Annotated in this window: 18 protein-coding genes; 9 read left to right on the top strand and 9 right to left on the bottom strand. The window is 33.3% G+C overall.

Annotation, left to right across the window (positions count from 1 at the left end):
- Positions 1 to 30 precede the first annotated feature (30 nt).
- The 9 genes from BSF42_RS16885 to BSF42_RS16845 all read left to right on the top strand — a co-directional run bounded on the left by BSF42_RS16885 (position 31) and on the right by BSF42_RS16845 (position 17126).
- The gene (locus tag BSF42_RS16885) at positions 31 to 1398 is read left to right on the top strand and encodes a sensor histidine kinase KdpD (protein WP_095954264.1); all 1368 of its coding nucleotides are present in this window, start codon (positions 31 to 33) and stop codon (positions 1396 to 1398) included.
- A 174-nt stretch (positions 1399 to 1572) separates the two neighbouring features.
- On the top strand, positions 1573 to 2139 hold the full coding sequence (locus tag BSF42_RS16880) for an RNA polymerase sigma factor (RefSeq protein WP_095954263.1): 567 nt from the start codon (positions 1573 to 1575) through the stop codon (positions 2137 to 2139).
- Positions 2140 to 2238: 99 nt separating this feature from the next.
- The gene (locus BSF42_RS16875; protein ID WP_095954262.1) at positions 2239 to 3441 is read left to right on the top strand and encodes a FecR family protein; all 1203 of its coding nucleotides are present in this window, start codon (positions 2239 to 2241) and stop codon (positions 3439 to 3441) included.
- Positions 3442 to 3543: 102 nt separating this feature from the next.
- Entirely contained in the window at positions 3544 to 7140 is a 3597-nt protein-coding gene (locus tag BSF42_RS16870) for a SusC/RagA family TonB-linked outer membrane protein (RefSeq protein ID WP_095954261.1), read from the top strand.
- Between the two features lie 10 nt (positions 7141 to 7150).
- Entirely contained in the window at positions 7151 to 8548 is a 1398-nt protein-coding gene (locus tag BSF42_RS16865; protein ID WP_095954290.1) for a RagB/SusD family nutrient uptake outer membrane protein, read from the top strand.
- A gap of 63 nt (positions 8549 to 8611) precedes the next feature.
- Positions 8612 to 10606: a TlpA disulfide reductase family protein gene (locus tag BSF42_RS16860; protein ID WP_095954260.1), complete on the top strand. Its 1995-nt coding sequence runs from the start codon at positions 8612 to 8614 to the stop codon at positions 10604 to 10606.
- 21 nt (positions 10607 to 10627) lie between these two features.
- On the top strand, positions 10628 to 12016 hold the full coding sequence (locus BSF42_RS16855) for a S9 family peptidase (RefSeq protein ID WP_095954259.1): 1389 nt from the start codon (positions 10628 to 10630) through the stop codon (positions 12014 to 12016).
- Positions 12017 to 12114: 98 nt separating this feature from the next.
- Positions 12115 to 14139, top strand: a complete 2025-nt coding sequence (locus tag BSF42_RS16850) for a thioredoxin family protein (protein ID WP_095954289.1) — start codon at positions 12115 to 12117, stop codon at positions 14137 to 14139.
- A gap of 164 nt (positions 14140 to 14303) precedes the next feature.
- Entirely contained in the window at positions 14304 to 17126 is a 2823-nt protein-coding gene (locus BSF42_RS16845; RefSeq protein ID WP_095954258.1) for a pitrilysin family protein, read from the top strand.
- 189 nt (positions 17127 to 17315) lie between these two features.
- Here the strand turns inward: BSF42_RS16845 and BSF42_RS16840 are convergent, their stop codons facing one another.
- The 9 genes from BSF42_RS16840 to BSF42_RS16800 form a co-directional block, all read right to left on the bottom strand.
- Positions 17316 to 17717: a hypothetical protein gene (locus tag BSF42_RS16840; RefSeq protein ID WP_095954288.1), complete on the bottom strand. Its 402-nt coding sequence runs from the start codon at positions 17715 to 17717 to the stop codon at positions 17316 to 17318.
- 95 nt (positions 17718 to 17812) lie between these two features.
- Positions 17813 to 18367, bottom strand: coding sequence for a YceI family protein (locus tag BSF42_RS16835; protein WP_253251094.1), 555 nt, complete (start codon positions 18365 to 18367; stop codon positions 17813 to 17815).
- 5 nt (positions 18368 to 18372) lie between these two features.
- Positions 18373 to 18786 carry a hypothetical protein gene (locus BSF42_RS16830; protein WP_095954257.1) on the bottom strand — a complete coding sequence of 138 codons (414 nt, stop codon included), beginning with the start codon at positions 18784 to 18786 and terminating at the stop codon, positions 18373 to 18375.
- Between the two features lie 19 nt (positions 18787 to 18805).
- Positions 18806 to 19648, bottom strand: a complete 843-nt coding sequence (locus tag BSF42_RS16825; RefSeq protein WP_095954256.1) for a DUF5777 family beta-barrel protein — start codon at positions 19646 to 19648, stop codon at positions 18806 to 18808.
- 7 nt (positions 19649 to 19655) lie between these two features.
- Positions 19656 to 20063, bottom strand: a complete 408-nt coding sequence (locus BSF42_RS16820) for a hypothetical protein (protein ID WP_095954255.1) — start codon at positions 20061 to 20063, stop codon at positions 19656 to 19658.
- Positions 20064 to 20107: 44 nt separating this feature from the next.
- Positions 20108 to 20500, bottom strand: a complete 393-nt coding sequence (locus tag BSF42_RS16815) for a helix-turn-helix domain-containing protein (protein WP_095954254.1) — start codon at positions 20498 to 20500, stop codon at positions 20108 to 20110.
- A gap of 138 nt (positions 20501 to 20638) precedes the next feature.
- Positions 20639 to 23089 (bottom strand): TonB-dependent receptor, encoded by a 2451-nt coding sequence (locus BSF42_RS16810; RefSeq protein WP_253251093.1) that lies wholly within the window; start codon positions 23087 to 23089, stop codon positions 20639 to 20641.
- 84 nt (positions 23090 to 23173) lie between these two features.
- Positions 23174 to 24073 (bottom strand): FecR family protein, encoded by a 900-nt coding sequence (locus BSF42_RS16805; protein ID WP_095954252.1) that lies wholly within the window; start codon positions 24071 to 24073, stop codon positions 23174 to 23176.
- Between the two features lie 49 nt (positions 24074 to 24122).
- The gene (locus tag BSF42_RS16800) at positions 24123 to 24638 is read right to left on the bottom strand and encodes an RNA polymerase sigma factor (RefSeq protein WP_095954251.1); all 516 of its coding nucleotides are present in this window, start codon (positions 24636 to 24638) and stop codon (positions 24123 to 24125) included.
- Between the last annotated feature and the right edge of the window lie 35 nt (positions 24639 to 24673).

Genomic DNA, 24673 nt, shown 5'->3' with positions numbered 1-24673 from the left:
TTCGTATATTTGTAACCACAAAATGCCCTAATGTTCAAATTTTTGCCCCTAGATCCTAAAACGGTTTTTCTTCTTTATTTTTGGGGAAACTTGTTTATCTGTATTCTTATTTTTAGTTATTCCCTGTCGTATGCAACTCTTGAGAATAGAAAAAAATTAAGAACGTTTGGATATGGAAAAGTTTTACTGACCATTGGCTGGGTATTTATTTTTTTAAGAAACATAATTCCAGATTTTCTCTCCATCAATCTTGCCAATAGTATTATTCTGGCAGGATGCTGTTATGAAACCATAGCTATAATGGCTATGACCAAAACGAAAATACATAGACAGCGTCGTTTTCAAATCGTATTAACTTGTATAGGGGCGGTGGTTTTTAATGCGGTAACCTTTTTTGGAGGTTCGATTAATACTCGAGTTATAATCATGTCTCTCGCGATATTTGCGATTTATTTACCACCAACATTACTTTATTTTAAAGTAAAGGGGAATAATTTATTCCGCATTTTTTATCTGTTTTGTTATGTATCATTCGAAATTTTAATCTTTCTTCGAGCGGTTTATAGTTTTATAGATCCGCAGAAATATTTTTTTAGAGAAAGCAATTTTGATAGTTTATACAACATAGGTTTGTTTTTATTGACCCTTATTGGTACAGTCGGATTTTTATTATTGGTAAAAGAAAAACAAGATCTTAAAATACAGAAACTCCTAAAAGATAAAAACTTGTTTTTTTCTATAATTGCCCATGATTTAAAAGGGCCATTGGGATCCTCTCTCGCTTTGTCTGAATTAATGGCTGAGGAAATTGACGGATACAGTCGTGAAGAAATTAAGGAGATAACAGGAATGCTGCACGAATCGAACAAAAATATTTACAAACTCCTCGAAAATCTTTTGGATTGGTCCAAAATGCAGACTGGGATGATGGAATACAATCCTCAAGAAATAGTATTAAATAATTTGATTGAGGAAAATGTTGAAATTAATAAAAATGCAGCCTTAAATAAGAATATCGATCTGAAGTTTGAATCAACTGAAGTTATTAAAGCTGAGGTAGATAAAGGTATGATTGATACCGTTTTAAGAAACCTTCTGACAAACGCGATTAAATTTACAGATCAGCAGGGTAAAATTATCATATCAATGCAGAAGATAAATCACAATGTAGAAGTATCGATTACTGATAATGGGATAGGAATTCCAGACAGTATAAAAGAAAAACTATTTAAAATTAATGAAAAAGTGATCCAAAAAGGAACTGAAAATGAAATTGGAAATGGATTAGGTTTATTACTTTGCAGTGAATTTATTAAAAAGCATCAAGGGCAGATATGGGCGGAAAGCAAACTTGGTAAGGGAAGTACTTTTAAGTTTGTTCTGCCACTCAAAAGATAATAAAAATGGAATCGTTTTAACTCATATTCCAATATCGAGTTTTAAAAAGCTCATTGAATGCTGTTTTTTAAAATCTATAAAAAAGCATTTTATTCTTACTTTTTTGCAGTACTTTAAGGGATTTGATGATAATTGTTTTGTAAAAATAATGATTTGTTGATATAAAATTTATATTTGCGCAAAGAAAGAAAACAAAAAATCAGCTTAGAACAAGAAAATATCAAGATCGATGAAGCATACTACAAAGAACTATTTTATTCTTTGTATCCAAGACTTGTGAGTTATAGTTTCGGATTTGTAAAAGATAATTTTCTTGCCGAAGAAGTAGTCGAAAATGTGATGCTGCAGCTTTGGGAAAACCGCATCAAGTTTGAAAAAATAATTGATGTTAAGTCTTATCTATATACAATGGTCAGAAACGGTTCTTTGCAGGCTTTGAAAAAAGAGCAAAAGAACGTTGAACTGGATTATAAACTTTCCGATCAAACTTCAGAATTTGATTTTAGTATTTTAGAAGAAGAACTTTATACCGCTTTAATTGAGGCTTTAAATTCGTTACCAGAAAAATGTAAAGAAGTTTTTGAACTTTCTTGTTTAGAAGGAATGAAATATAAAGATATTGCCGAGCAGCTTAATATTTCTGTCAATACAGTAAAGTCGCAGCGTGCCCGCGCTATCGAATTATTGAAGGAAAAACTTAAAAATCACTACGAACTTTTATTTATTTTATTATTTCTTTAAAAAAAATCAAAAATCTTTCCACCCATTTTTAATGTTTCGTACTCTTAGTTATATAACATTTACTTAAAGTGTTAATAACCGATACTTAATATTAAAAATATGTCTTTAGGAAAGAAAGAATTTGTAATCGCTGATCTTATAAGAAAAGAATTGCTTATAGGTGAATTATCGATTGAAGAAAATGCTTTTTTGCAGGAATGGCTTTCTGTACCCAAAAATCTAGAATATTATCAAAAAGTTATTGATTTAGAAACTTTACAATCTAAAGAAGCATTTTATAATTCCATAAATACTGATGCTGCTTTCGAAAGAATTCAGGAAAAGCTCCATTTTAATGAGCAGCCGGTAATTTCACTTTTCAATTATAGAAAAGTATGGAAATATGCTGCGGTTATTGTATTCCTAGCTGGAATCACGTCTGTTTTCTTTTATGTAAACAATAAAGAGCTTTCTAACAAGGATGAGGTAGTTGTAAATAGTATTGAGCCTAAATACAATAATCCTACTTTAGTTTTGGCAGACGGAACGGTTATTTCTTTAGAACCTAAGAAAGAAAAAATTGTTTCTAAAAACGGAGTAATTTCGAACGTAAATCATGTTTTGGTTTATGATGCTAAAGATCTAAAAGGAGTTGTTTCAACTGGAGACAATACTTTAATTGTTCCTGTTGGCGGTATTTATGCCGTTAATCTTTCAGATGGAACAAAAGTCTGGCTTAATTCAAAATCTTCTTTAAAATATCCTGTAGAATTTAGCGGTAACACACGTAATGTAACTTTAGAAGGAGAAGCCTATTTTGAGGTTAGTAAAAATCCGCATAGTCCTTTTACGGTTAAAACCAAATCTGGAAATGTTACTGTTTTAGGAACTCATTTTAATATCAGTGTTTACGAAGAAGACAGAAATTTTGAAACCACACTTTCCGAAGGAAAAGTAAAGGTTTCGGGAATAAGCAAATCAAAAGAAAATGAATCGGTTGTTCTAAGTCCAGGGCAGCAGGCTAAAGTTAGAAATGAATCCGTGAGTGTGGCAGAAGTTGATGCGTCAGTATACAGCGCTTGGAAAGACGGTAAATTTTACTTCGAAAATGAAAATCTAAAAAACATTTTGACCAAAATGGCAAGGTGGTACAACTTTAATGTGAAGTTCGAACAAAAAGCATTAGAGCAGATTAAATTCACCGGAATTGTTTTGAAAGACGAACCAATAGAGCATTTTCTGGATATAATTAGTAAAACATCGAATGTGAAATATAAAATAACCAAAGTAAACCAAACGTATGAAGTAACCGTAAGTAAGTAAATAAAAAAAACCGGAAAATGTTTGCACCATTTCCCGGCGAGTATTTGTTCAGTCGAAAAAAAGAGTTCGAAATCTATTAACCAACCAAAACATTTTAAAAGTATGAAAAAAAACCTATCCGCAAAAGATTGTGGGGTAAAATCCGCGCTTTGGGATAAATTTCTTGAGATTATGAAGAAATCCCTAATATTATCAATATTTCTTTTTAATATAGTTGCTTTGGCGTATTCGCAAAAAAAAGTAACAATTAATGCTAGAAACCAGTCTGTTTCATCTGTTTTAAAAACAATTACGAAGAAAACTAATGTTGAGTTTTTCTACAGTGATGACATTTTTGACGCGCAGAGAAGAGTAGATATATCAGTTAATAATGCCGATGTAATGGCAGTTATTAAAGAATTAATAGGTGACAACTATAGAGCCGAATTTGCCAATAATAAGTTGATTGTTATTGCATTAAACCCAAAAATAAAAACTATAGCCACTTCTTCTGTAATAGAAGAAAGAGTAAAAATAAAAGGAGTTGTAACGAATTCTAAAAAAGAATTTTTAATTGGAGCGACAGTCTGGGTAAAAGGAACAAAAGATGGCGCTGTTACCAACTTTGACGGCTCTTATGAAATTATGGCCAAAAAAGGAGATGTCCTTATTTTTGAATACTTAGGCTATAAAAAAACAGAAGTTACAGTTACAGACAGTTTAATTATCAATCCGATTTTATTAGAAGATGTAAGTGCACTAGACGAAGTAAAAATCGTTTCTACAGGTTATCAAAATATTGATAAAGAGCGATCTACAGGATCTTTTGTAACCATTACAGCTAAAGATTTAGAAAAAGTTCCCGTAAATAATGTGCTTCACAGACTAGAAGGTCAGGTTGCCGGTTTGCAGCTGGACATTCAGGATTCTGACAACACTTTTGTGTATCAAAATAAATTTGGTAGTAATCAGGGAAAATTTAGCTATAATGTTGCCATTAGAGGAAAATCTACTTTTGATTCTTTTGGAACTAATACAATGCCATTAATTGTGCTTGACGGAACACCTACAGAATTAGACATTAGAACGATAAACCCAAATGACATTGAAAAAATTACTTTTCTAAAAGATGCAGCATCCGCGTCTATTTATGGTGCAAGAGCGGCAAATGGAGTAATGGTAATTAATACTAAAAAAGGAAAACAAGGACAAACCAGAATTAATTTTTCTCAGAATTACGGTTTTTCTAATAAACCTACTTTATCAAAATTACCATTGATGAATTCTTCTCAGGTTTTAAACTTAGAGCAGGAATTTGTAGATAAAAATTTAGTTACAGATCCAGCAAGTGTAACATACATGCTTACTACGCCAGTTAGTCAGGGTATGGACTTGATGTTTCAATACAAACGTGGTCAAATAACACAGGCTCAGAGAGATGCAGGGTTAGATGTTTTACGTGGACGTAATACTTACGGTCAGGCAGAGCAGTATTTGCTGCAAGCTTCAACAAGTCAAAATTATGATTTGTCTTTTAGCGGAGCAGAGAATGATTATTCTTATTTTATGTCAGGTTCCTATTCTAAAGAGGAAACTCAGTCAAAAGGAACTGACGGACAACGTTTGACTTTATTATCTAATCAGGATTTTAAGCTTTTTAATTATGTAAAAATGACGACAAGCTTAAGAGGGTCGATTTTTAAATACAATGATAATGGTTTAGGACTTTCTCCATTAGGAACTTCACCAACAACTTTATTGCCTTACAATCAAATCGTTGGAGATGATGGTAATTCAGTTGATTATTACCGTCGTTATTATGCTGCACAAACGATTCCGTTGGAGCAAAAAGGATATCTGCCTTGGACGTACAATTACATCGATGAATTAAATAATATGGACAGAACGATGGATGAGCAGAATTTTGGAGCTACCATTTCTGCTACATTTCCTTTATTAAAAGGTTTAGATGCTGTCGGTACGTATTCTGTAGAAACTTCAACTTCATCAAGTGACAATATCTATAATGAAAATACATATTACGCTCGTGATATGATCAATTCTGCTACGTCAATAAACAGCAGCGGAGATTTAGTCTACGGAATTCCGTTAGGAGGAATTTTTCAAAATAATACATTTGGAAAAACGAGTTCTACTATGAGAGGACAGCTAAATTATGATGGCATCATTGGAGAAGATCATTTGATAAATGCTATGGGAGGTATTGAAGCAAGAGAAACTGGTGAAACTCAAGATTCCAGAACGCTTTATGGTTACAATTCAAAAACTCAGACTTCTGTAGATCTGCCATCAACACAATATGTAGACGTTAATGGGTATAATTATACGTTAACTAATGGTAATGTACACAAAGATTCCCACAGAAGGTTTTTATCTTATTATGCTAATGCAGGTTACACTTTCAAAAATAAATACACGCTTACTGGAAGTGCACGTTTAGACGATTATAACAATTTTGGAGTTAGTAAAGAATTAAGAAGAACACCATTGTGGTCTACCGGAGCAAAATGGAATATTAAAGAAGAATCTTTTCTAAAAGAAGTTAATTTAGTTAATAGTCTAGCACTAAGAGCGAGTTACGGATATAGCGGAAATATCAACTTAAATGTTTTCCCTTTTACAAACATAAGTTTAAGCGATTTAGATACTTTTTCGCAGCAGCCTTATGCTTTTATCAGCCAGCCGGCAAACCCTAATTTGCGTTGGGAAAAAACAGCAATCTTAAATTTCGGATTAGATTTCTCAATCTTAAACAGCAGATTAAACGGTACAGTAGAATATTATAAAAAAGATAGTAAAGATTTAATTGTTGAGTTTCCTGTTTCGCCATTTTACGGAGTATCAAACAATGCATTAGTACAAAATGCAGCAACTTTAGCAGGACATGGAATCGATTTAAGTTTAAATGGAACCATCCTTAAAGCGAAAGATTTTTCATGGAATTCGGCTCTTGTCGTTTCTTTCAATAAGACAGAAGTTACGGATTCTCGTTTTCAAAATTTCAGCCAGTATTTAAATGGTTCAGGAGGTACACCACCAATTGAAGGTTATGCTTTAAACAGTGTATTTGCTTTTAGATCAGCAGGATTAGATGCAACCGGAAGAACTCAGGTATATGATAAAGACGGTAATATTGTAAATTCTTTTACTTCTCTAAAAGATATTGCGGATATGAAATATATGGGAACTAATATTCCTTCGTATTACGGAAGTTTCAGCCAGACTTTCAATTATAAAAAATTGTCATTATACATTTTGGCCACTTACAAGTTTGATTATGTATTATTTAAGCCAACTTACGGAGGTTATGTAAACAGACAAGGAAGGTTTAATCAATATGATTTGAATACAGATATCGATCAAAGATGGAGAAATCCGGGAGATGAAGCTACGACGTCTGTACCTGGAATTCAGGGATCAACAGGATTAAGTTATGTAAGATATGTTCAAGGAGAAGATCAGATTATGCAGGGAGATCACATTCGATTTAGAGAACTTTCTTTAAAATATGATATGACAAGCCTTATTAACAGAGGAATTGTAAGAGGAGCTTCGATATCTTTTACAGCCAGAAATCTTGGTTTCTTCTGGAGAAAAAACAAAGACGGTTTAGATCCTGACTTTTTACCTTACACGGGAGTAAACATGAAATTGCCTGCTATGGCTATGTATTCAATTGGTTTTAATGTTAATTTTTAATTTTTTAAAGATGAAAAATTTTTTAAAATACATCGCAATTGCAGGATTCGGAGCAATTGTGTTGAGCTGTGATAATTATGTAGATATTAAGACCGAAGGGAAACTAATACCTGAAGAAACATCAAATTACAGATATCTTCTAAACAACACGTCTACATTAGAGAAAAGTTATGGTAATGTAGATATACCATCAGATGATATCGGTTTTCAGAATGAGGCACAAACTACCGCATTAGGTGCATCTGATTCTTATCGCCCTTTTATCAATTTGTACAAATGGTCTGATGTTGTCTATTTTGACGGGGAGACAGATTATGATATGAATAGTCTATATAATGCATTATACAGTGTTAATATTGTTATTAATGAAGTAATGAAAAGCACCAACGGAACGGCTGCAGAAAAAGCAGCCATAAAAGGAGAAGCAGAAGTACACCGTGCTTTTATTTTTCTTACTCTGGTGAATACTTTCGGAAAAGCATATGATGCTACAACTTCTGCAACAGATCTGGGAATTATTCTTTTTACAACTCCAACAGTATCAGAAGATCCAAAAAGAACTTCAGTTCAAGCGGCTTATGATGTAATATTAAGCGATCTTCAAGATGCTGTAAATTCAGGATTAAAACCGGTTAATTCAGGTAATAATGTTGCATTTCCTTCTCAGGCAGCAGCTTATGCACTTTTATCAAGAACGTATTTGTACATGCGTAATTATCCTTTGGCTTTAGAAAATGCCGAAAAGGCGCTAGCATTGCAAAGTACACTTAACAATCTGGAAGATTATGAATTTGCAGCTTATCCATCAAGAAGACTTGATAAAGAATTAATCTTATCAAAATGGAATGGATACGGTACTTACTCTTATGCACCGCAACTATTATCGTTAAGCAATGAATTGATCAATTCTTTTGATACCAATGATTTACGCTACGTATTGTTTACACAGCCAACAAGCACTTTTAATTCTGAATATACTATAGGAAGGACATATGCTAAGGAAGGTTTGACTGGAGAAAGCAGAAATGCAGGCCCAACTGTACCGGAGATGATGCTTATAAAAGCAGAATGTCTGGCAAGATCTGGTTCTGGCGAATTAGCAATGGCTGAAATAAATAAATTAAGACAAAAAAGATTCAGAGCCGGAGAATATGTAGCCTTAACTGCAACGGATAATAAAGATGCACTGCTAAAAGTGTTGGCAGAAAGAAGAAGAGAGTTAATGGCAACTGGCGGTTTTAGATGGTTTGACTTGAAACGATTAAACAAAGAACCAGAATTTGCCAAAACCATCACCCATGATTTTGCGGGACAGACCTTTACACTTGCTCCAAATAGTGATCGTTATCAAATGCCTTTTGCACCAATTTATTTTGAATACGCTCCAAACTTGCAACAAAACCCATAATTAGATTAATCTTATAAAGTGCACTCATCATTTTTGAGTGCACTCATTTCAAAAAAAAATAATATGAAAAATTTCAAACTGATACTATTTGTTTTTAGTATTACAACAAGTTTATTTGCTCAAGACATAGCGATTAAGCTTTCGCCAGAACATCCAAATCCGGGAGAAGAAGTTACGCTGACTTATGATGCATCTAATGGGCCTCTTGCCAATGCAAAATATGTAAATGGTGTGGTTTATACTTTTGATAACTTCAAATGGCTTATCAATGATATCACTTTAAAAGCCGACGGAAATAAAAAATGGACCACAAAAATGAAGCTTTCAGATCATGCTTCTGTTATCAATTGTGTTTTTAAATCGGATACAATTGTAGACCGAGGAGAAAAAGTACCTCACGCTTATATGTTTGCGCAAGTTCCAGGTGCTTATACAGGCTGGGGAATTTTGAGAAGCAGCGCATTTCAGGACGAAGTTCCAAATGTGGTGCATGACAGTGCCTATATAAAAGAGGAAGTTGGGTTAATGTGGATTAAATACGAATTACAGTATCATCCTCAATCGCGTAATAAAGTTTTTTACTATGGTTTAAAATTAAAACAGCTTTCATCAAAAGAAGATCAATCGAATGTTATCAAGAAAGAACTTCGTTTTAATATGAATGAAGCTAATTTAAGTAATGTAACGCAGTATCAAATCCAGAAAACATTGGGTTTAATGCCACAGCCAGAAAATAAAGTTTTTAAAGATTCTGTTCAAAAAGTTTTATTAACTAAATATCCAAAAGGTGTTTGGGCGCGTGATATCGAAATTAAGAAAATCTTTATGGAATCTGATTTTGATAAAAAAATAAAGCAGTATGCTGAATTCGAAAAAAACTTTCCGGCAGATAAATTCTTAGATGTTGTGACAGAGACAGAAAGTCTTTTCAGCGATAAATTATTTAAGGCTATTGCTTACAATTATATTGTAAAAAACAAAGATTACAATTTCGCTTTAAACAGCGTTAAAAAAGTATCATTCAATAATGTTTTAGATTACAGCTGGCACTTGGTTTCCATTCCCTTTAACAGACATGAAGACGGAATCGAGAAGACAGATTTGGAAACACTAAAAAAATATGCGGATATTATAATTCCAGAAATGGAAAGCAGAGAAGCATTTGTACCTAAAGAATATGCGCAGAAATTATCTCTTAAAGAATGGCAGGCACAAACAATAAATTTCGCTGCAAGAGAATATTTTACATACGCAAAACTTCAGGAAATCTTTAAAAACTATGATCTAGAAAGAAGATATTTGGATAAAATTAAATCATTTTATGGTTACAAAGATGCAAGTTACAACGAAGTGTATACCAGAATGCTTTTAAGAGAAGGAAAAACACTTGACGCCAAAGAATTATTAGCAATAAGCATTAGAGAAAACAAATCGACTCCAGAAATGCTGGCTTCACTAAAAGCAATTTATTTAAAAGAAGGTGGAAAAGAAGCGGGTTTTGAAGCTTATGTTAATTCATTTAAATCAGACACGAATATGCAGGAACACAAAGCCAAACTGATTGCAGAACTGATCAATATGCCAATAGAAGGTTTTGATTTAGAAAGCAGCAAAGGTGTTAATGTAAAATTAGCTGATCAAAAAGGAAAAATCGTGGTACTTGATTTTTGGGCAATGTGGTGCGGACCATGTAAAAATGCAATGCCGGGAATGCAGATGGCAGTTGAAAAATACAAAGAAGATCCTAATGTGAAATTTTATTTTGTAGATACGCAGGAATACATCAAAGATTTTAAAGCGCAGACACAAGCTTTTATTAAAGAAAAAGGATTTGATTTTACGATTTTATACGATGGAAAAAATCCGAAAACTGGAAAGTTTGACCAAGTATATGAGAAATATGCTAAAGCCTTTCAATTTTCTGGAATTCCTGAAAAGATGATTATCGATCAAAACGGAAAATTAAGATGGAAATCTAATGGATATTTTGGAAGCCCAACAGAATTGGCTGACGAAATTTCGATCATCATTGAATATTTAAAAGCTGAGAAAAAATAATTTAGTTAAAGGTTAAAAAAAATGAAAATTGTTAATTTTTTATATCTGAGTATTTTACTATTGTGCTGTCAGATTGGTTTTTCGCAAACCATCTGGCAGGGACAATACCAGTCCTACAGAATTATTGTATCTGGAGATTTCGATACCAAAAAAGATTCGCTGTCCTTTAGTATTCCCGAATTAGGTTCAGAATGCAAAGTTGCTTTAAAAGTTGCCGCTGATAGTGTTTCTTTTAAAAATGATATGTATGGTTATACTTTTAAAGGAAAATACAATGCAGATAAAACTGCAGTAACAGGAGTTTTTAATAATTACTCGATTCCAAATGCATCAATTGTATTAAAGAAACAAAACAGTATACAGCCTTTATTTTTTGCGCAGCATCCGCAGAAACCGTATCCGTATCAAGTGATTGATATGACTTTTTTGGGTAAAACCACAAAACTTACTTACGGAGGAACATTGACACTTCCGCAAGGGAAAAAGAAATATCCGCTGGCTATTTTAATTTCTGGAACCGGACAGCATGACCGCAACTATACGTTCATGGGAAGAGAATCTTTTACCGTTTTGGCCGATTATCTGGCTCGTAACGGAATCGCCTCTCTTCGTGTAGACGACCGCGGATTTGGTAAAACAACCGGAGATTTTGAAAACGCTACAACTGGAGATTTTGCAAATGATATCGAAGAAGAAATAGCGTATTTAAAAAGTGACAAAAACATAGATGCATCTTACATTGGTTTAATCGGTCACAGCGAAGGCGGCATGATTGCTTCTATTGTAAGTTCGAGAAATAAAGATGTAAAATTCATGATCAGCTTGTCTGGAGTAGGAGTTAGCGGACTTGAGATGTTGAATCTGCAAAACACATCGATTTTAAAAAGCTATAATTTTACAGATAAAGTAGTGGCAAAGCAGATGGAAATGTACAACATCATGTTTAAAGTAGTGTATGATACAAAAGACAATGAGTCTGCAAAACCTGCAATGGAAATAAAATTGAAAGAATGGATGCAGCAGCAAGACTCTACAATTCTAAAAGAAATTCATATGTTGGACGGACGTGATAAGGATTTCTTGTATCGATATGGAAAAGATGCCGACAGAAAATGGTATCGTTACACCATTCATTACAATCCAGAAAATTATCTGCCAAAAATTACGATTCCGGTATTTATAGCAAATGGAGATAAAGATATTCAGGTTCCGGCTATAGAAAATGTAAATTCATTTAAGAAATACCTCGGAACAAAAGATCTTACGACGAAAATTTATCCAGGCTTAAATCATATGTATCAGCATTGTACAACTTGTATGCAAAAAGAAGTCAAAGAATTAGATGAGGTTTTTGCACCAGAGGTTCTCGATGATATTTCGAAGTGGATTTTAGTTCGTTATAAAAAGTAATAGTTTGTCACCCTGAGCGATCCCGAAGTTTTGGGATCGCTAAACCTGACAAAATGTTAAGCAATCTGAAATCTAAAAAAAAATCAATTTTCTTTACCATGAAAAAATTAATTCTTTTTATCGCAATTTTCTTTGCGATGCATAATCTTACTGCCCAGATTTACGACCCCGTATCGTTTAAAACATCTGTAAAAGAAGTTGATAACTCTAGTTATGAATTAAGCATTACAGCGCAAATAGACAAAGGCTGGCACATGTATTCGCAAAAAGTTCCCGCAAACGGACCAATGCCAACCAGTTTTGTATTTGCGAAATCTAAAAATTATACAGCAAAAGGAGGCGTTGTTGAGCCAAACGGACACGAAATTGATGATCCGATTTTTAATATGCGCATCAAACTTTTTGAAACAAAAGCTGTTTTTACACAAAAAATAGAAAGAAAAAAAAACGATGCTTTTAAAGTTAAAGCAACTATAGAATTTATGGTGTGCAATGATCAAAGCTGTTTACCGCCAACCGAAAGAGAATTTGTTTTTGAGATTCCGAAAGGTGCTGCGAAAGAAGAAGTAAAAGTGGCAGAAACGGTTCAAACAGACACCATTGTTCCTGTTAAAGAAGATACAATTACGGCAGAAGTTCCTGTGAAAACAGAAATGAAAAAAGAGATTGTATCGCTTCAAAAAAATGAAAATACAGCAAAAGGAGAAAATATCTGGAGTATTTTTTTATTGAGCTTTTTAGGAGGATTAGCCGCTTTGTTAACACCTTGTGTTTTTCCAATGATCCCAATGACGGTTAGTTTTTTTACCAAACAAAGTAAAAATAAAGCAGCCGGAATTAGAAATGCTTTAGTATATGGCGTTTTCATCATTATTATTTATGTGGCTTTAGGAACATTGGTAACCACTATTTTTGGTGCCGATGCCTTGAATGCACTGGCAACAAATGTGGTATTCAATTTAATATTCTTTTTATTATTAGTTGTTTTTGCCATATCATTTTTAGGAGCATTCGAAATTGTTTTACCAAGTTCATGGCTTACTAAAGTCGATAATAACTCGCAAAAAAGCGGTATAATCGGCATCTTTTTTATGGCTTTGGCGCTTGCTATTGTATCCTTTTCATGTACGGGGCCAATTGTGGGAACATTATTAGTTCAGTCGGCTAGTCAGGGAGGTTTAGCACCTGTTATCGGAATGTTTGGTTTTTCATTGGCAATCGCTTTACCATTTACACTTTTTGCTGCTTTTCCAGGATGGATGAATTCACTTCCAAAATCGGGAGGCTGGTTAAATTCGGTAAAAGTAGTTTTAGGATTTTTAGAACTGGCTTTAGCTTTTAAATTTTTATCCAATGCCGATTTGGTTTTGCAATTGCATTTATTAGAAAGAGAAACCTTTTTAGCAATTTGGATAGCCATTTTTACAGCCTTAACCTTTTATTTATTTGGAAAAATCCAGCTTTCGCATGACTCGCCTGTAACACATCTTTCTGTAGGAAGATTGAGTTTCGGAATTGTAGTTCTCGCTTTTACCATTTATTTAATTCCGGGATTATGGGGCGCACCGCTGCAATGGATCAGCGGATTTCCTCCTCCAAAACAATACAGCGAATCGCCAAACGGAATCGGAATGTCGGCATCACCAAATATAGCTGCAGCAATTCTGCCTGAAGGGGCAGAAGAAGGTCCAAACGGAATTATGGTTTTCAGAGATTATGATTTGGGATTGGCTTATGCCAAAAAAGTTAACAAACCCGTAATGCTTGATTTTACCGGATTTGCCTGTGTAAACTGCCGTAAAATGGAAGAACGCGTTTGGCCAGATCCGCAGGTTTTATCACAATTAAAAAATGATGTAATCGTAATTTCATTATATGTAGATGACAAAAGACCGTTGGAAGAAAAGGAGCAGATTACCTCAAAAATTACTGGAAAAAAATTAAAATATATCGGTCAGAAATGGAGTGAATTTCAAATCCTGAAATACAAGACAAATGCCCAGCCGTACTACGTTTTAATCGATCATAAAGGCGAAAACTTAAATCAGCCTACAGCTTATAATCCAGATATTCCATTTTATACCAATTGGTTGAAAGAAGGTGTTGGGAACTTTAAGAAATAGTTTTAAAAAAAGCTTATAGTAAAGTACAGTTTGTCAATTTCGACGAAGGAGAAATCTTCGCAAGCAACTCTACATAGATTAGTGATACACTATACGGAGTTTCTAGTGCGATCCTTCCTTCGTCAGGATTGACAAAATGATGGAAAAAAAATAAAAAATATCAAATGAAATTATTTCAAACACAATATCTATTCCTGATACTTTTATGTTTTGGGATTAAAAGCAACGCGCAGTTTTCGACCACGATTCCGCTTAGTAAAGAGGTGGCTTCGGGAACTTTAAAAAACGGAATGAAATATTATGTGCTTCATAATGAATGGCCAAAAGATCGTGTCAGTTTTTATTTTGCTCAAAATGTGGGAGCCATACTGGAAAACGACGATCAAAATGGATTAGCACATTTCCTGGAGCACATGGCTTTTAATGGAACTCAGAACTTTGAAGGAAAAGGAATTATCGATATGCTCGAGAAAAAAGGAGTTCGTTTTGGTGCTGATATTAATGCTTATACGGCGCAGGATCAAACGGTTTATAACTTGAGTAATGTACCTTCTACTGATGATAAATTGGTAGATTCCTGTCTTTTAGCCCTGCACGACTGGTCTGGTTTTCTTTCTTTAAAAGAAGCAGAAATTGATGCAGAACGCGGTGTGATCAGAGAAGAGTGGAGAACAAGAAGAGACTCAGATTTCAGACTTCGTTTAGAAACCGATAAAACTCTGTTTAAAGGTTCTAAATACGCAAAACGCGATGTTATAGGCGATTTAAATATCATCAATAATTTTGAATATAAAGTTCTTAGAGATTATTATAAAAAATGGTACCGACCAGATTTACAATCTGTTATTGTAGTTGGAGATATTGATGTAAAACAAGTAGAGCAAAAAATTATAGAGATTTTTTCTTCTGTAGAAATGCCAAAAAATCCTGCTGAACGTTATTATGTTTCGATTCCGAAAAATAAAGGAATTGAATATGTTTTAGCAAAAGATAAAGAAGCGCAGGAAACAGCAATAGTTCTTTACTATAAAAAAGATTTTGATAAAGTTAAAAACGCAGCAAACATCAGAAAAGATTTGGTCGATAATCTATGTACAGATATGATGAACAGGCGTTATCAGGAATTTATTCAGAATAACGAAACATCGGTTTTGAAAATGGCCGGAGGAGCTTCAGAAGTATCGAGATTAACCAACTCATACAGTTTATATGTGGTTCCTAAAAACAATAAAACAGCAGCTGGGTTTAAAGAATTAATGATCGAAACCGAAAGAGCTGTTCGTTATGGTTTTACACAAAAAGAATTAGACCGAAATAAAGAAGGAATTTTAAGTTATTATGAAGATTTACTTCAGAATAAAGACAAAATCAACAGCGATGAATTTGCTGAAGAATTAGTTAATTATTTCCTGAAAGCGGTTCCGTTTGAAAGCATTGAAACGCAATATGAAAACATTAAAAAACGTCTGGCTTCGATTACACTTTCTGAAATAAATGAGGCTGTAAAAAAACTGCAGACCGCTGATAATATTGTTTTAACAGTTACGGGTCCAGATAAAAGTGATGTTATTTATCCGTCAAAAGAAGAGTATCTAAGCATTATGGCATCGGTAAAAAAAATGCCTTTGGAAAAATACAAAGAGACAGATACAGATCAGCCTTTGATTACAGCAGAACTAAAAGGTTCTAAAGTATCTAAGGAGTTTAATGTTGACGGAATTGCCGGTGCAAAAGGGTATGTTTTAAGTAACGACGCCAAAATTATTTTGTATCCAACCACTTTAGCAAAAGATGAAATCTTGTTTTCTGCATTTAGTAAAGGAGGAAGTTCTATACTTAAAACAGAAGATATTCCATCTTCACAAATTGCGGTTGGTTTAGTAGAAAGTTCTGGATTGGGTAACTTAAAAAATACTGATTTACAGGATAAATTAAACGGAAAAATTGTAAGTCTGAAACCATACATAACAGAATTAACCGAAGGTTTTAAAGGTTCGAGCAATCAAAAAGATCTCGAAACTTTGTTGGAGCTGCTTTATTTGTATTTTGAAAATCCAAGATTTGATAAAGATTCATATGCAAGAATGGTGACCAGTTTAAGCAATTCTTTAGAAAATGCTGCAAATACAAATCCGAAAGTGTTTCAGGATACTATTTCGCTTTTAAATTCAAATCGCAATAAAAGGGTACCGCTTTTTAATGAACCATTTATCAAGCAGTTGAGTTTCGAAAAAGCATCAGAAATCTATAAAAACAGAATTAAAAATGCAGCCGATTTTACTTTTGTTTTCACCGGAAATCTTCCTGAAAATACGCTTTTGCTGCTTGAAAAATATATTGGTAGCATTTCATCTGACAACAGTAAAACCGAAAATTTCGTAGACAATCATATCAATCCTGCTGATGGAATTTCGAAACAAGTATTAATTCGTGAAATGAATGTACCAAAGGCGAGCGTATACATCCGATTTTTAAAAGAGTTTCCGTATACCTATAAAAATGTATTTACGCTGCATATTTTATCTGAAATTTTATCTAAAAAATACTTGGATTTGATTCGTGAAGAAGAGGGCGGAAGCTATGGTGTAAATGTTTCTTCAGGCGTGAGCAGACTTCCTTCTGACGAATATTCGATGACCATTAATTTTGATTCTGATCCTGAAAAAGAAGAAAAGCTGACCAAAATTGTTTACGAACAAATTGAATTAATGCAGCAAAAAGAGGTAAAGGAAGAAGACGTTCAATCTGTAAAGAATACAGTTTTAAAATCAAGAGCAGAAAAAGTTTTAAGCAATGTTTTTTGGCTGGCAAATTTAAATAGTATGTTTTTAAATAATGAAGAATTTAAAGATGATACGATTTATAAGAAAACCTTAAACGAAATTACTCCTGCAGATATAAAAGCTTTTGCCAAACAGTTTTTTACCAAACCAAAAACGGTTGAAGTAATTATGAAATCGAAAACTCAGATTACTAATGCTCAATAACAATAAAAATGGTTTTTCATTGATTTTTATTTTGAAGTATATGAATTAGTAAGCTTGTACATTACACTTGAAAAACCTAAAAGAGCTGTTTTGCCAACAGCTCTTTTTTAGTTTTTTAGATTTATAACTTAGAAAAGGATCAGATTATGCTGTTTTACTTGTTCAAAATTTCAATAAAACAGCAAATAATTATATTGCCCTATTTTGGCTAAAATGCTTTAGAATTTGTTTTGGCGCTCCAATAACTTCTCCTTTTCGAGAGTCAAACCATTCTATTTCTTTGGTTACTTCTGCGCAGCATTCGTTTTTGGAGTTGAAAAAACTACTTTTAATATTGATTTTATCCGCTATATAACAATGTTTGAGTTCAACAAAAAAGTGTTCCGTAAACATGAGGTCTTTGTAGCAGACAAATACATGATTGCCTTCCTGTAAATCGAGATTTAAGATATGGAGTTTCTCTTTTGAAAATCCGTTTCGAAATAAAAAATGATAGAATAATCGAACGGTATATGAAATATATGAAGCACTTTCCATAACCATAAAATCATTTACATCTTCTCCGGTAACAACGTAATTTTTGCAGATCATTTTGTTTGAATTGAAGTTAAAAAAAGAGGCCGGCTTAATACAAAACCGACCCCAGAACATAGTCATGTTTAATGATCTTCCAAATCAAAAGACTTTTATTTAACTAATAAAAAATTGTAGTTGATTTTTATTTTATCGGCGATTTTCTTTCTAACAAGACTTGGTATTTCGATGTCAAAATCTTCTGGTTTTACTTCAAAAGAACCAATTGTATTAACTCCGTTTGCTGCTTTCGAAATTTTCATGATTACAGTTATCGGTTTTGTTTTTCCGTGAATAGTAAGATCCCCTTTTAAAGTAAAATTTTTAGGCGTGTTTGTAATTTTAGAAATATCAAAATCCTCTATTTTTCCTTTTAAAGTGGCTTTTGAAAATTTTTCAGATTCCATGTAATTTTCGTTAAAATGCTCTTCCATTAAAGCGACTTTAAAGCGGAAACCTTTTATGAGAACCAAAGAAGCGAAATCCCCTGTTGACTGTTCCAAAACTGCCGATACCGATTTGTTTTCTGCAGCGATTTCTTCATAAGAAGGCACAGTAGCCTGAAATTTTATATTTCCTGTTTTTGTAATTAATTTTTGCGCAGTTAGGTTTTGCGTTACAATAATAATTGACAGCAGCGTAAAGAAATTAATGAATGATTTTTTCATGATAGTTAATTTTCTTTAAGTCCGTCAGTATTCCATTTTACAACCAAATCAATATTAGCCTGAGACATTCTTCCGCCTTGAGGCATAAGTCCCTGCTGACCGCTTTGCAATTGAATTCGGCCTAATAAACCTGCACTTTCTACAGCCGCTTTTACTTGGGCATAAGTAACCAAAGGTCTGAAGGCTGCAGATCTTCCGCTTTGATGACAGCTGATACAATTAGCATCAATAATTGATTTTACGTCTTTGCTATAAGTAATTGAAGTAGTTGGAGTCGTAGGAGTTGTTGGATCTGTTGGATTCGTTGGGTTTGTCGGTGTCGTTGGGTTTGTTGGTGCTTCGATATCTTGAACAGTATCAGAATCACTACAGCTTGCAAATGCAGCAAATAAGATTGTAAGTACGATTGTTTTTTTCATGATCAGTTGTTTATAGTTATTAAAATACTCTGTATAAGTTAAATCCGAAGAAGAAATCTCCTTTGCCCCAGTCACCGCTCGCATTTGTGAGGTAACCGCTTTCACTCATCGATTGTGAATTGGTAAATATTAATTGAAAAACGTGTCCGCCTGTTTCTACATCAAGACCTACAGAAAGTGGGTTTTTATAAAAGTCTGGTTTGTCAAAATTGTGCATGTATTCTAAATTGACAGATAATCTTTTAGTGATTTTATAACGTCCGCCTCCGCCAAAAGAAAACTGATTGTCTCTTTCGATATCAGGATTATAAAGGTTTTTGTGTATAAATGAGGGAACTAATTCTACTGACAGCTTTTCACTAACTTTTCTAGAGACCAGCAATTGCTGTACGTACGTCATACGATGCTTAAATTCTAAACCTGGATATTGTTCTTTTTCTAAAAAAGTATTGATATCGGCAACGCTGTATCCAACAATGTCCAAAGGAAAATTATCGCCTTGTCTTGTCAATCTATATTTAAGTCCGGTTTCATACATTTTATTCAACGTATGTCTCGACAGACTTACTGATAACCAGTCTGTAACCCCATAAATTCCGCCTAGCTTTGTAGTCGCATTATCAAGTCCAAAAAAACTGTCAAAACCATCTTTAACAGTTCCAAATCGGTGCGAAACCACAAAATAAAATTCTTTTTTTGCAGGCATTTTGGTAGTCTGCAGCGTCACGAGCTGTAAAGCTTTGAAAGTTGCGCTGGAATAATTTTCTTCTACCTGAGTAGAATCAAGACTATTCAGTAAATCATCTTGCGAGTATGCCATGGTCGCCAGAAAAAGGCAGATTGGAACTAAAAATTTCTTCATAAATTGATTATTTGATTTGTTTGTTTATTAATGTGCACTGATCTAATTTGACTTCCTGAAATAATTCATCATAGCCAATACATTTTCCTTTAACCGTTACTTTTGTATTGACCAGCTCGGCTTTTATTTTTTGATTGAAGAGACAAAAAACGTTACCCTCAACGGTATTTACAGAATCTGTTTGTTTGGTAACTACGCCGGTAATTTCAATAGTTTTGTTGAGGTATAAGGAATCTGCTTTTTTTGGATTTGAGTTGTAATCATCAAGGAGTTTTACCGCTGTTATTTCATAATCTGGCGCCTCTGATTCTATATTACGGGCTTCTTTAAATAGAAATCCGTAATAAAAATAGATACCGGCTGAAACTGCTATCAATAGTATCGCTGTAATAATTGCTGTTTTTTTCCTTTTCATATGATGGTTTTTTTTGGGGTCAGTTTTTTTAATTAATAATTGCTTTATTTTGATGAAAAGATTTCATTACGCATTTTATTCCTGTGCAGAATACCAAAATCCCGTAACGATTTTAAAATAGGTTCAAGCGAAAAGCTGTAGTCTGTTAATTGGTATTCCGTCTTGGCTTGACTTTGGGCATTTGGTTTTTTTTCAACAAATCCGTTTAGCTCCATTTCCTTTAATTCATGAGCTAAAACTTTTGAAGTGATTTTGTGTACTTCTTTTTGAATTTCAGAAAACCTTTTGTTGCCTTCCATCAATACTAAAGTGATCGGAATTCTCCACTTTCCGTTTATAATATATAGAGCATCCATGATAGGCACGATTTCAGATTTGTATTCTGATGCAGTGCTTATCGCCGATGTATTGTTTGTTGAATTTTCTAGGTTTTTCATTTCAAAAGCTGTTCGATCAAATTATGATTCTATAAATGAAACAGCCTTGGTGCAGATTACCCTACCAAAGAATTGATGTTTTTTGAAAAAAAATAAAAAAGAAGAATAAGAGTTCTTAAAACTCTTGTAGAAATGGTGTTAAAGAGAAACTCTAAAACTCACATTTGGAGTTCTTTGTAAGGCGAATGTTTCAACTTCTTCTATAGAATTTGTTAGGGAACTTATTCTATAATATTCGCTGATTTCGTTTTTCCTATTTAAGATATTTAAAATGGAAATTCCTATTTTGTATTGAATTCCATCTGCGGTTTCCCACTTATAAGTAGAGGAAATGTTAACCTGCGAAAAGATACGCAGGTTAGTACTGTTTGGTTTATTGTATAACAAAACAGGATCTGATGGATCAAATTGAGAAAGATCAGGAGATGTTTTGGGTCTGCCCGAAGACCATTTTGTTCCCAAAGCAATTTTAAAATTGTTTTTCTCGTAAATTCCTGCCCACGAAACCGTATGCATTAATTGAAAATTATTGGGAAAAGTTGGGTATCCATAATTAGCAAAATGATAATTATTATGGTTATACGTATAGCTCAACCAAGTTAGAAAGTGATTCATTTTTTTCTGAACCAGCATTTCTGCTCCCCAAATTTCATAGTCCCCCGTTGTTCTTACAAACTCCAACTGGTTCTGAAAACCCTGACTAGAAGTTGTAATACCGCTTACTTTTTTGTAGAAATTTTCGATATCCAGAAGCCAGTCGTTTTTTTTGTAAAATAAATTTAAAGATAACTGTCTGCTTCTCTGAATAGGGATTGTAGTATTATTGGAGATAATCCAGCGCCTTTTTTCAATACCGAAATAATCCTTTTGTAAATCAATTATTTGTTGTGAATTCTGACTTTTCATCTCGCCGAGCAACTCTAAATTTAGATTTTTATTAATGCCGTAGCTAAATTGCAAGCGCGGTTCTACAATGTATTTTTTAAATTTTTCAATATAATTAATTCGCGTTCCCGCTTTAAAATAGATTCTGGAAATCGTGTCGTTGTATTTTCCTTCAACAATAAAAGCATGAGTTCTCAAAACGTCTTTAACTTTACGATAGAAATCCGGATTAACTACTTGCTCCAGATTAGTAATACCAATTTCATTAAACTGATAACCATCGTTTAAGCTGAATTTAGAGTTAATAATATGATTGTTCTCTAAATTAACGCCATTATTGTTAACGGTATTTTCCTGAATCACAACTTGGTCTGCAAGAGTTGTTTTTTGGTTCGCCAAAAGTTCATAAGAAGAGTTGTAAACATTAATTTTCGTGGTATTGAAGTTGTTCCAGTTTCTTTTCCATAATAAATTTCCACCGTAATTCTGCTGGCGCAAAACATTGTTTTCAGATTTATTGATGTCGTAAACAGTCGCGCTTTGAAAAACTTCCAGATTGTCTTTTATGGTAATCAAATCTAAAATTAACTGATCTTTTGAGCCTATTTTTTGCGCGTACTTCAGCGTAGCATCATAGAAACCAAATTTTTTATCACTCTTATAATCTATATTTTGATTTTGAGAAAAATCAGTAATCGTGGTGTTTTGAAATATTTTGTCGAAATATTCCTTGTAAGTAGGAGTTTCTACAAAATCTGTAATCGACTTACGTGCCGAAATTTCTATATAACTTTTTTTCGAAAGATTATACTTTGCATAAACATCAGCATTAATCATATTGATTCCCGCGCTAAAAGCATTTTTTTCTGCTGTTTCAGGATTAGAACAAATCGCTACAACGCTGGAAACACTTTCTCCGTAAAAAGCAGAACTGCCATTTTTGTAAATAGAAATCGTGTGTGCCAGATTGGGGTTAAAAACAGATATTAAACCAAAAAAATGTCCCGTTTGAAACATTCGTATTCCATTCCACAAAAACAAATTTTGATCGTGCGTGCCGCCGCGTACATTGATGCTCGATACACTTTCATCCAGACTGTTTACGCCTGGAATTTGCTGCATAGTTTGTAAAGCATCTGGTTCAATAAGTCCGGGCAGGATTCCAAATTTTTTAGGTTTGATTTGAATAGATCCATCAGCATTTTTTGAAATCCCCGAAGCTAGAATAGCATTAGTTTTAATCTCATGTAGTTCTGTAATTTCAGGCTCTAAAACAATCTGAAGACAATTTTTAGAATCGGAATTTCCAGTTGTGATTCTTTTAGAAACAAAACCAACGTGACTAATTATAAAAGTATTTCTGTCTTCTTTCGGAAACTCAAAATAACCTTCTGAATCGGTTGTAAATTGAGTTTTGTTAAGTAAGCTGATATTAGCGTTTTCTATGGGTTTTTTATCCAAAGCAGAGAAAACATAACCGCAGATTATTCTTTGTTCACGCTCTTTTTTATAAATATTGATGAATTGGTTTCCAATATTTTCAAATGATAAATTGGTTTTTATAGAAAGATAGTCCAGTTTCTGATCTAGTGAAAGTGATTTTTTCGGAGGATTTAATTCCAGATCTGCAATATTGTCTTCGGTATAATTAAAACTAACCCCATGCTGTTTTTCAATATCAATTATTATTTTTTTAAAAGGCACAGCTTTTCCTTTGTCCTGACCAAAAAGATTGAGGACAAGAAAGAAAAGAAAAAACAAAAAATGAAATTGTCTGGGGCGCAGCATTTATTTTTCGTCAAAAATTATTTTATTTCCAGAGGCTTTTTTGGCCTCTAAATGATAGGTTGTACTAATAATCTGCAAGGCTGTCTCTAAGTCTTTTGCTGGTAATTTTCCAGTAAATAGAGCAATAGTATCTTTTGTATTTAATTCAATTTTAATATTATATTGTCTTTCAACTTCGTCTAAAAGGCTTCTAATGTTTTCTTTATAAAAACATATTTGATTGTTCATCCATTCCGGTTTCAGAGAATTCACCGTTATTTTAATTTCTTTTCCATTTTCAAAACTTACGCTTTGTCCGTGAGTTAATAGAATTTGCATTGCAGCATAATTTACTTTTACTCGACCTTCATAGCACACTACATCAAACCTGTTTTTTCTGACTTTAACATTAAATTGAGTTCCTAAAACGGTTACTTTTCCAAGACGCGTTTCTACTTCAAATTTATGACCTTTAGCGACTTTAAAATAAGCTTCTCCCTTAAGTTTCAAATGTCTGTTGTTGTCCCAGTTCCATTTTTTATAATTGATTTCAGAACCTGAGTTTAGTACTACTTCCGAATTATCGGGTAACGAAAATGTGGTTTTTTCTCCAAAATCTGCTGTTTGTGATTCAGGTATGAAAAAATTCATTACAAAGGTAATTCCAAGCGCAAAAATAAATATTGCAGCCGCTTTAAAAATCATTTTTTTGTATAAAGGAACTACTTTTGGAGTCGTTTTTTTATGGCTCAAAATGGTAGAAAGCATTGCATTTTCATCGAAATCATTTACTTCTAAATGATTCGTATACTCTTTTATCTTTTTATATTTTTCAAAATCGGGACCTGCCTCAAATGCCGCTAATTCATCCGGAGATAAATCATCATTGAGCCATTTTGCTAATAAGCGATTTTTTTTCATTTTATCGTATTATTTAATTAAAACAATTAGAACTAAATTTACCCTACTTTTATAAATCAATTTCTTTACGTAAGCTTAACAAAGCCAAATGAATGCGTTTTTCTACCGCTTTCACGCTGATGTTTAACTCTAAAGCAATTTCACTGTACTTTTTACCGTCTATTCGATGCATTAAGAAAGCGGTGCGTTGTTTTTCGTTTAAGTTTTCGATGGCTTTCAAAAGTTTAGCCTGAAATTGTTTTTCTTCCAAAAGATATTCCGGACTTTCATTTGTTTTATCTAAACCGGTAAAGTTTTTTTCATACCTCAAAACCACTTTTTGGTGCGCAATTGCATTAAGACTGCTGTTATTTGCAATGGTGTAAATGTATGATTTTGCTTTTTCTAGTGGTACCGAAGCGCAGTTCTGCCAAAGTTTTACAAAAGCTTCCTGAGCGACATCTTCTGCTTGGTCTATGCTGCCAAATTTGTAAAAAAGAAAGTTCCGAAGTGCTTTTATATGACTTTTGAAAAAAGATGAAAAAATGATTTCATCGCAAGTATTAGATTCGTTTTTAGATGGCATTTAGATTTTCAATTTGTACCACGCAAAAGTATTTG

This window comes from Flavobacterium sp. ACN6 (genome assembly GCF_002304005.1).
Classification (GTDB): domain Bacteria; phylum Bacteroidota; class Bacteroidia; order Flavobacteriales; family Flavobacteriaceae; genus Flavobacterium.
Note: the sequence above shows the minus strand (reverse complement) of the source record. Positions and strands in the feature narration are given on the sequence as shown.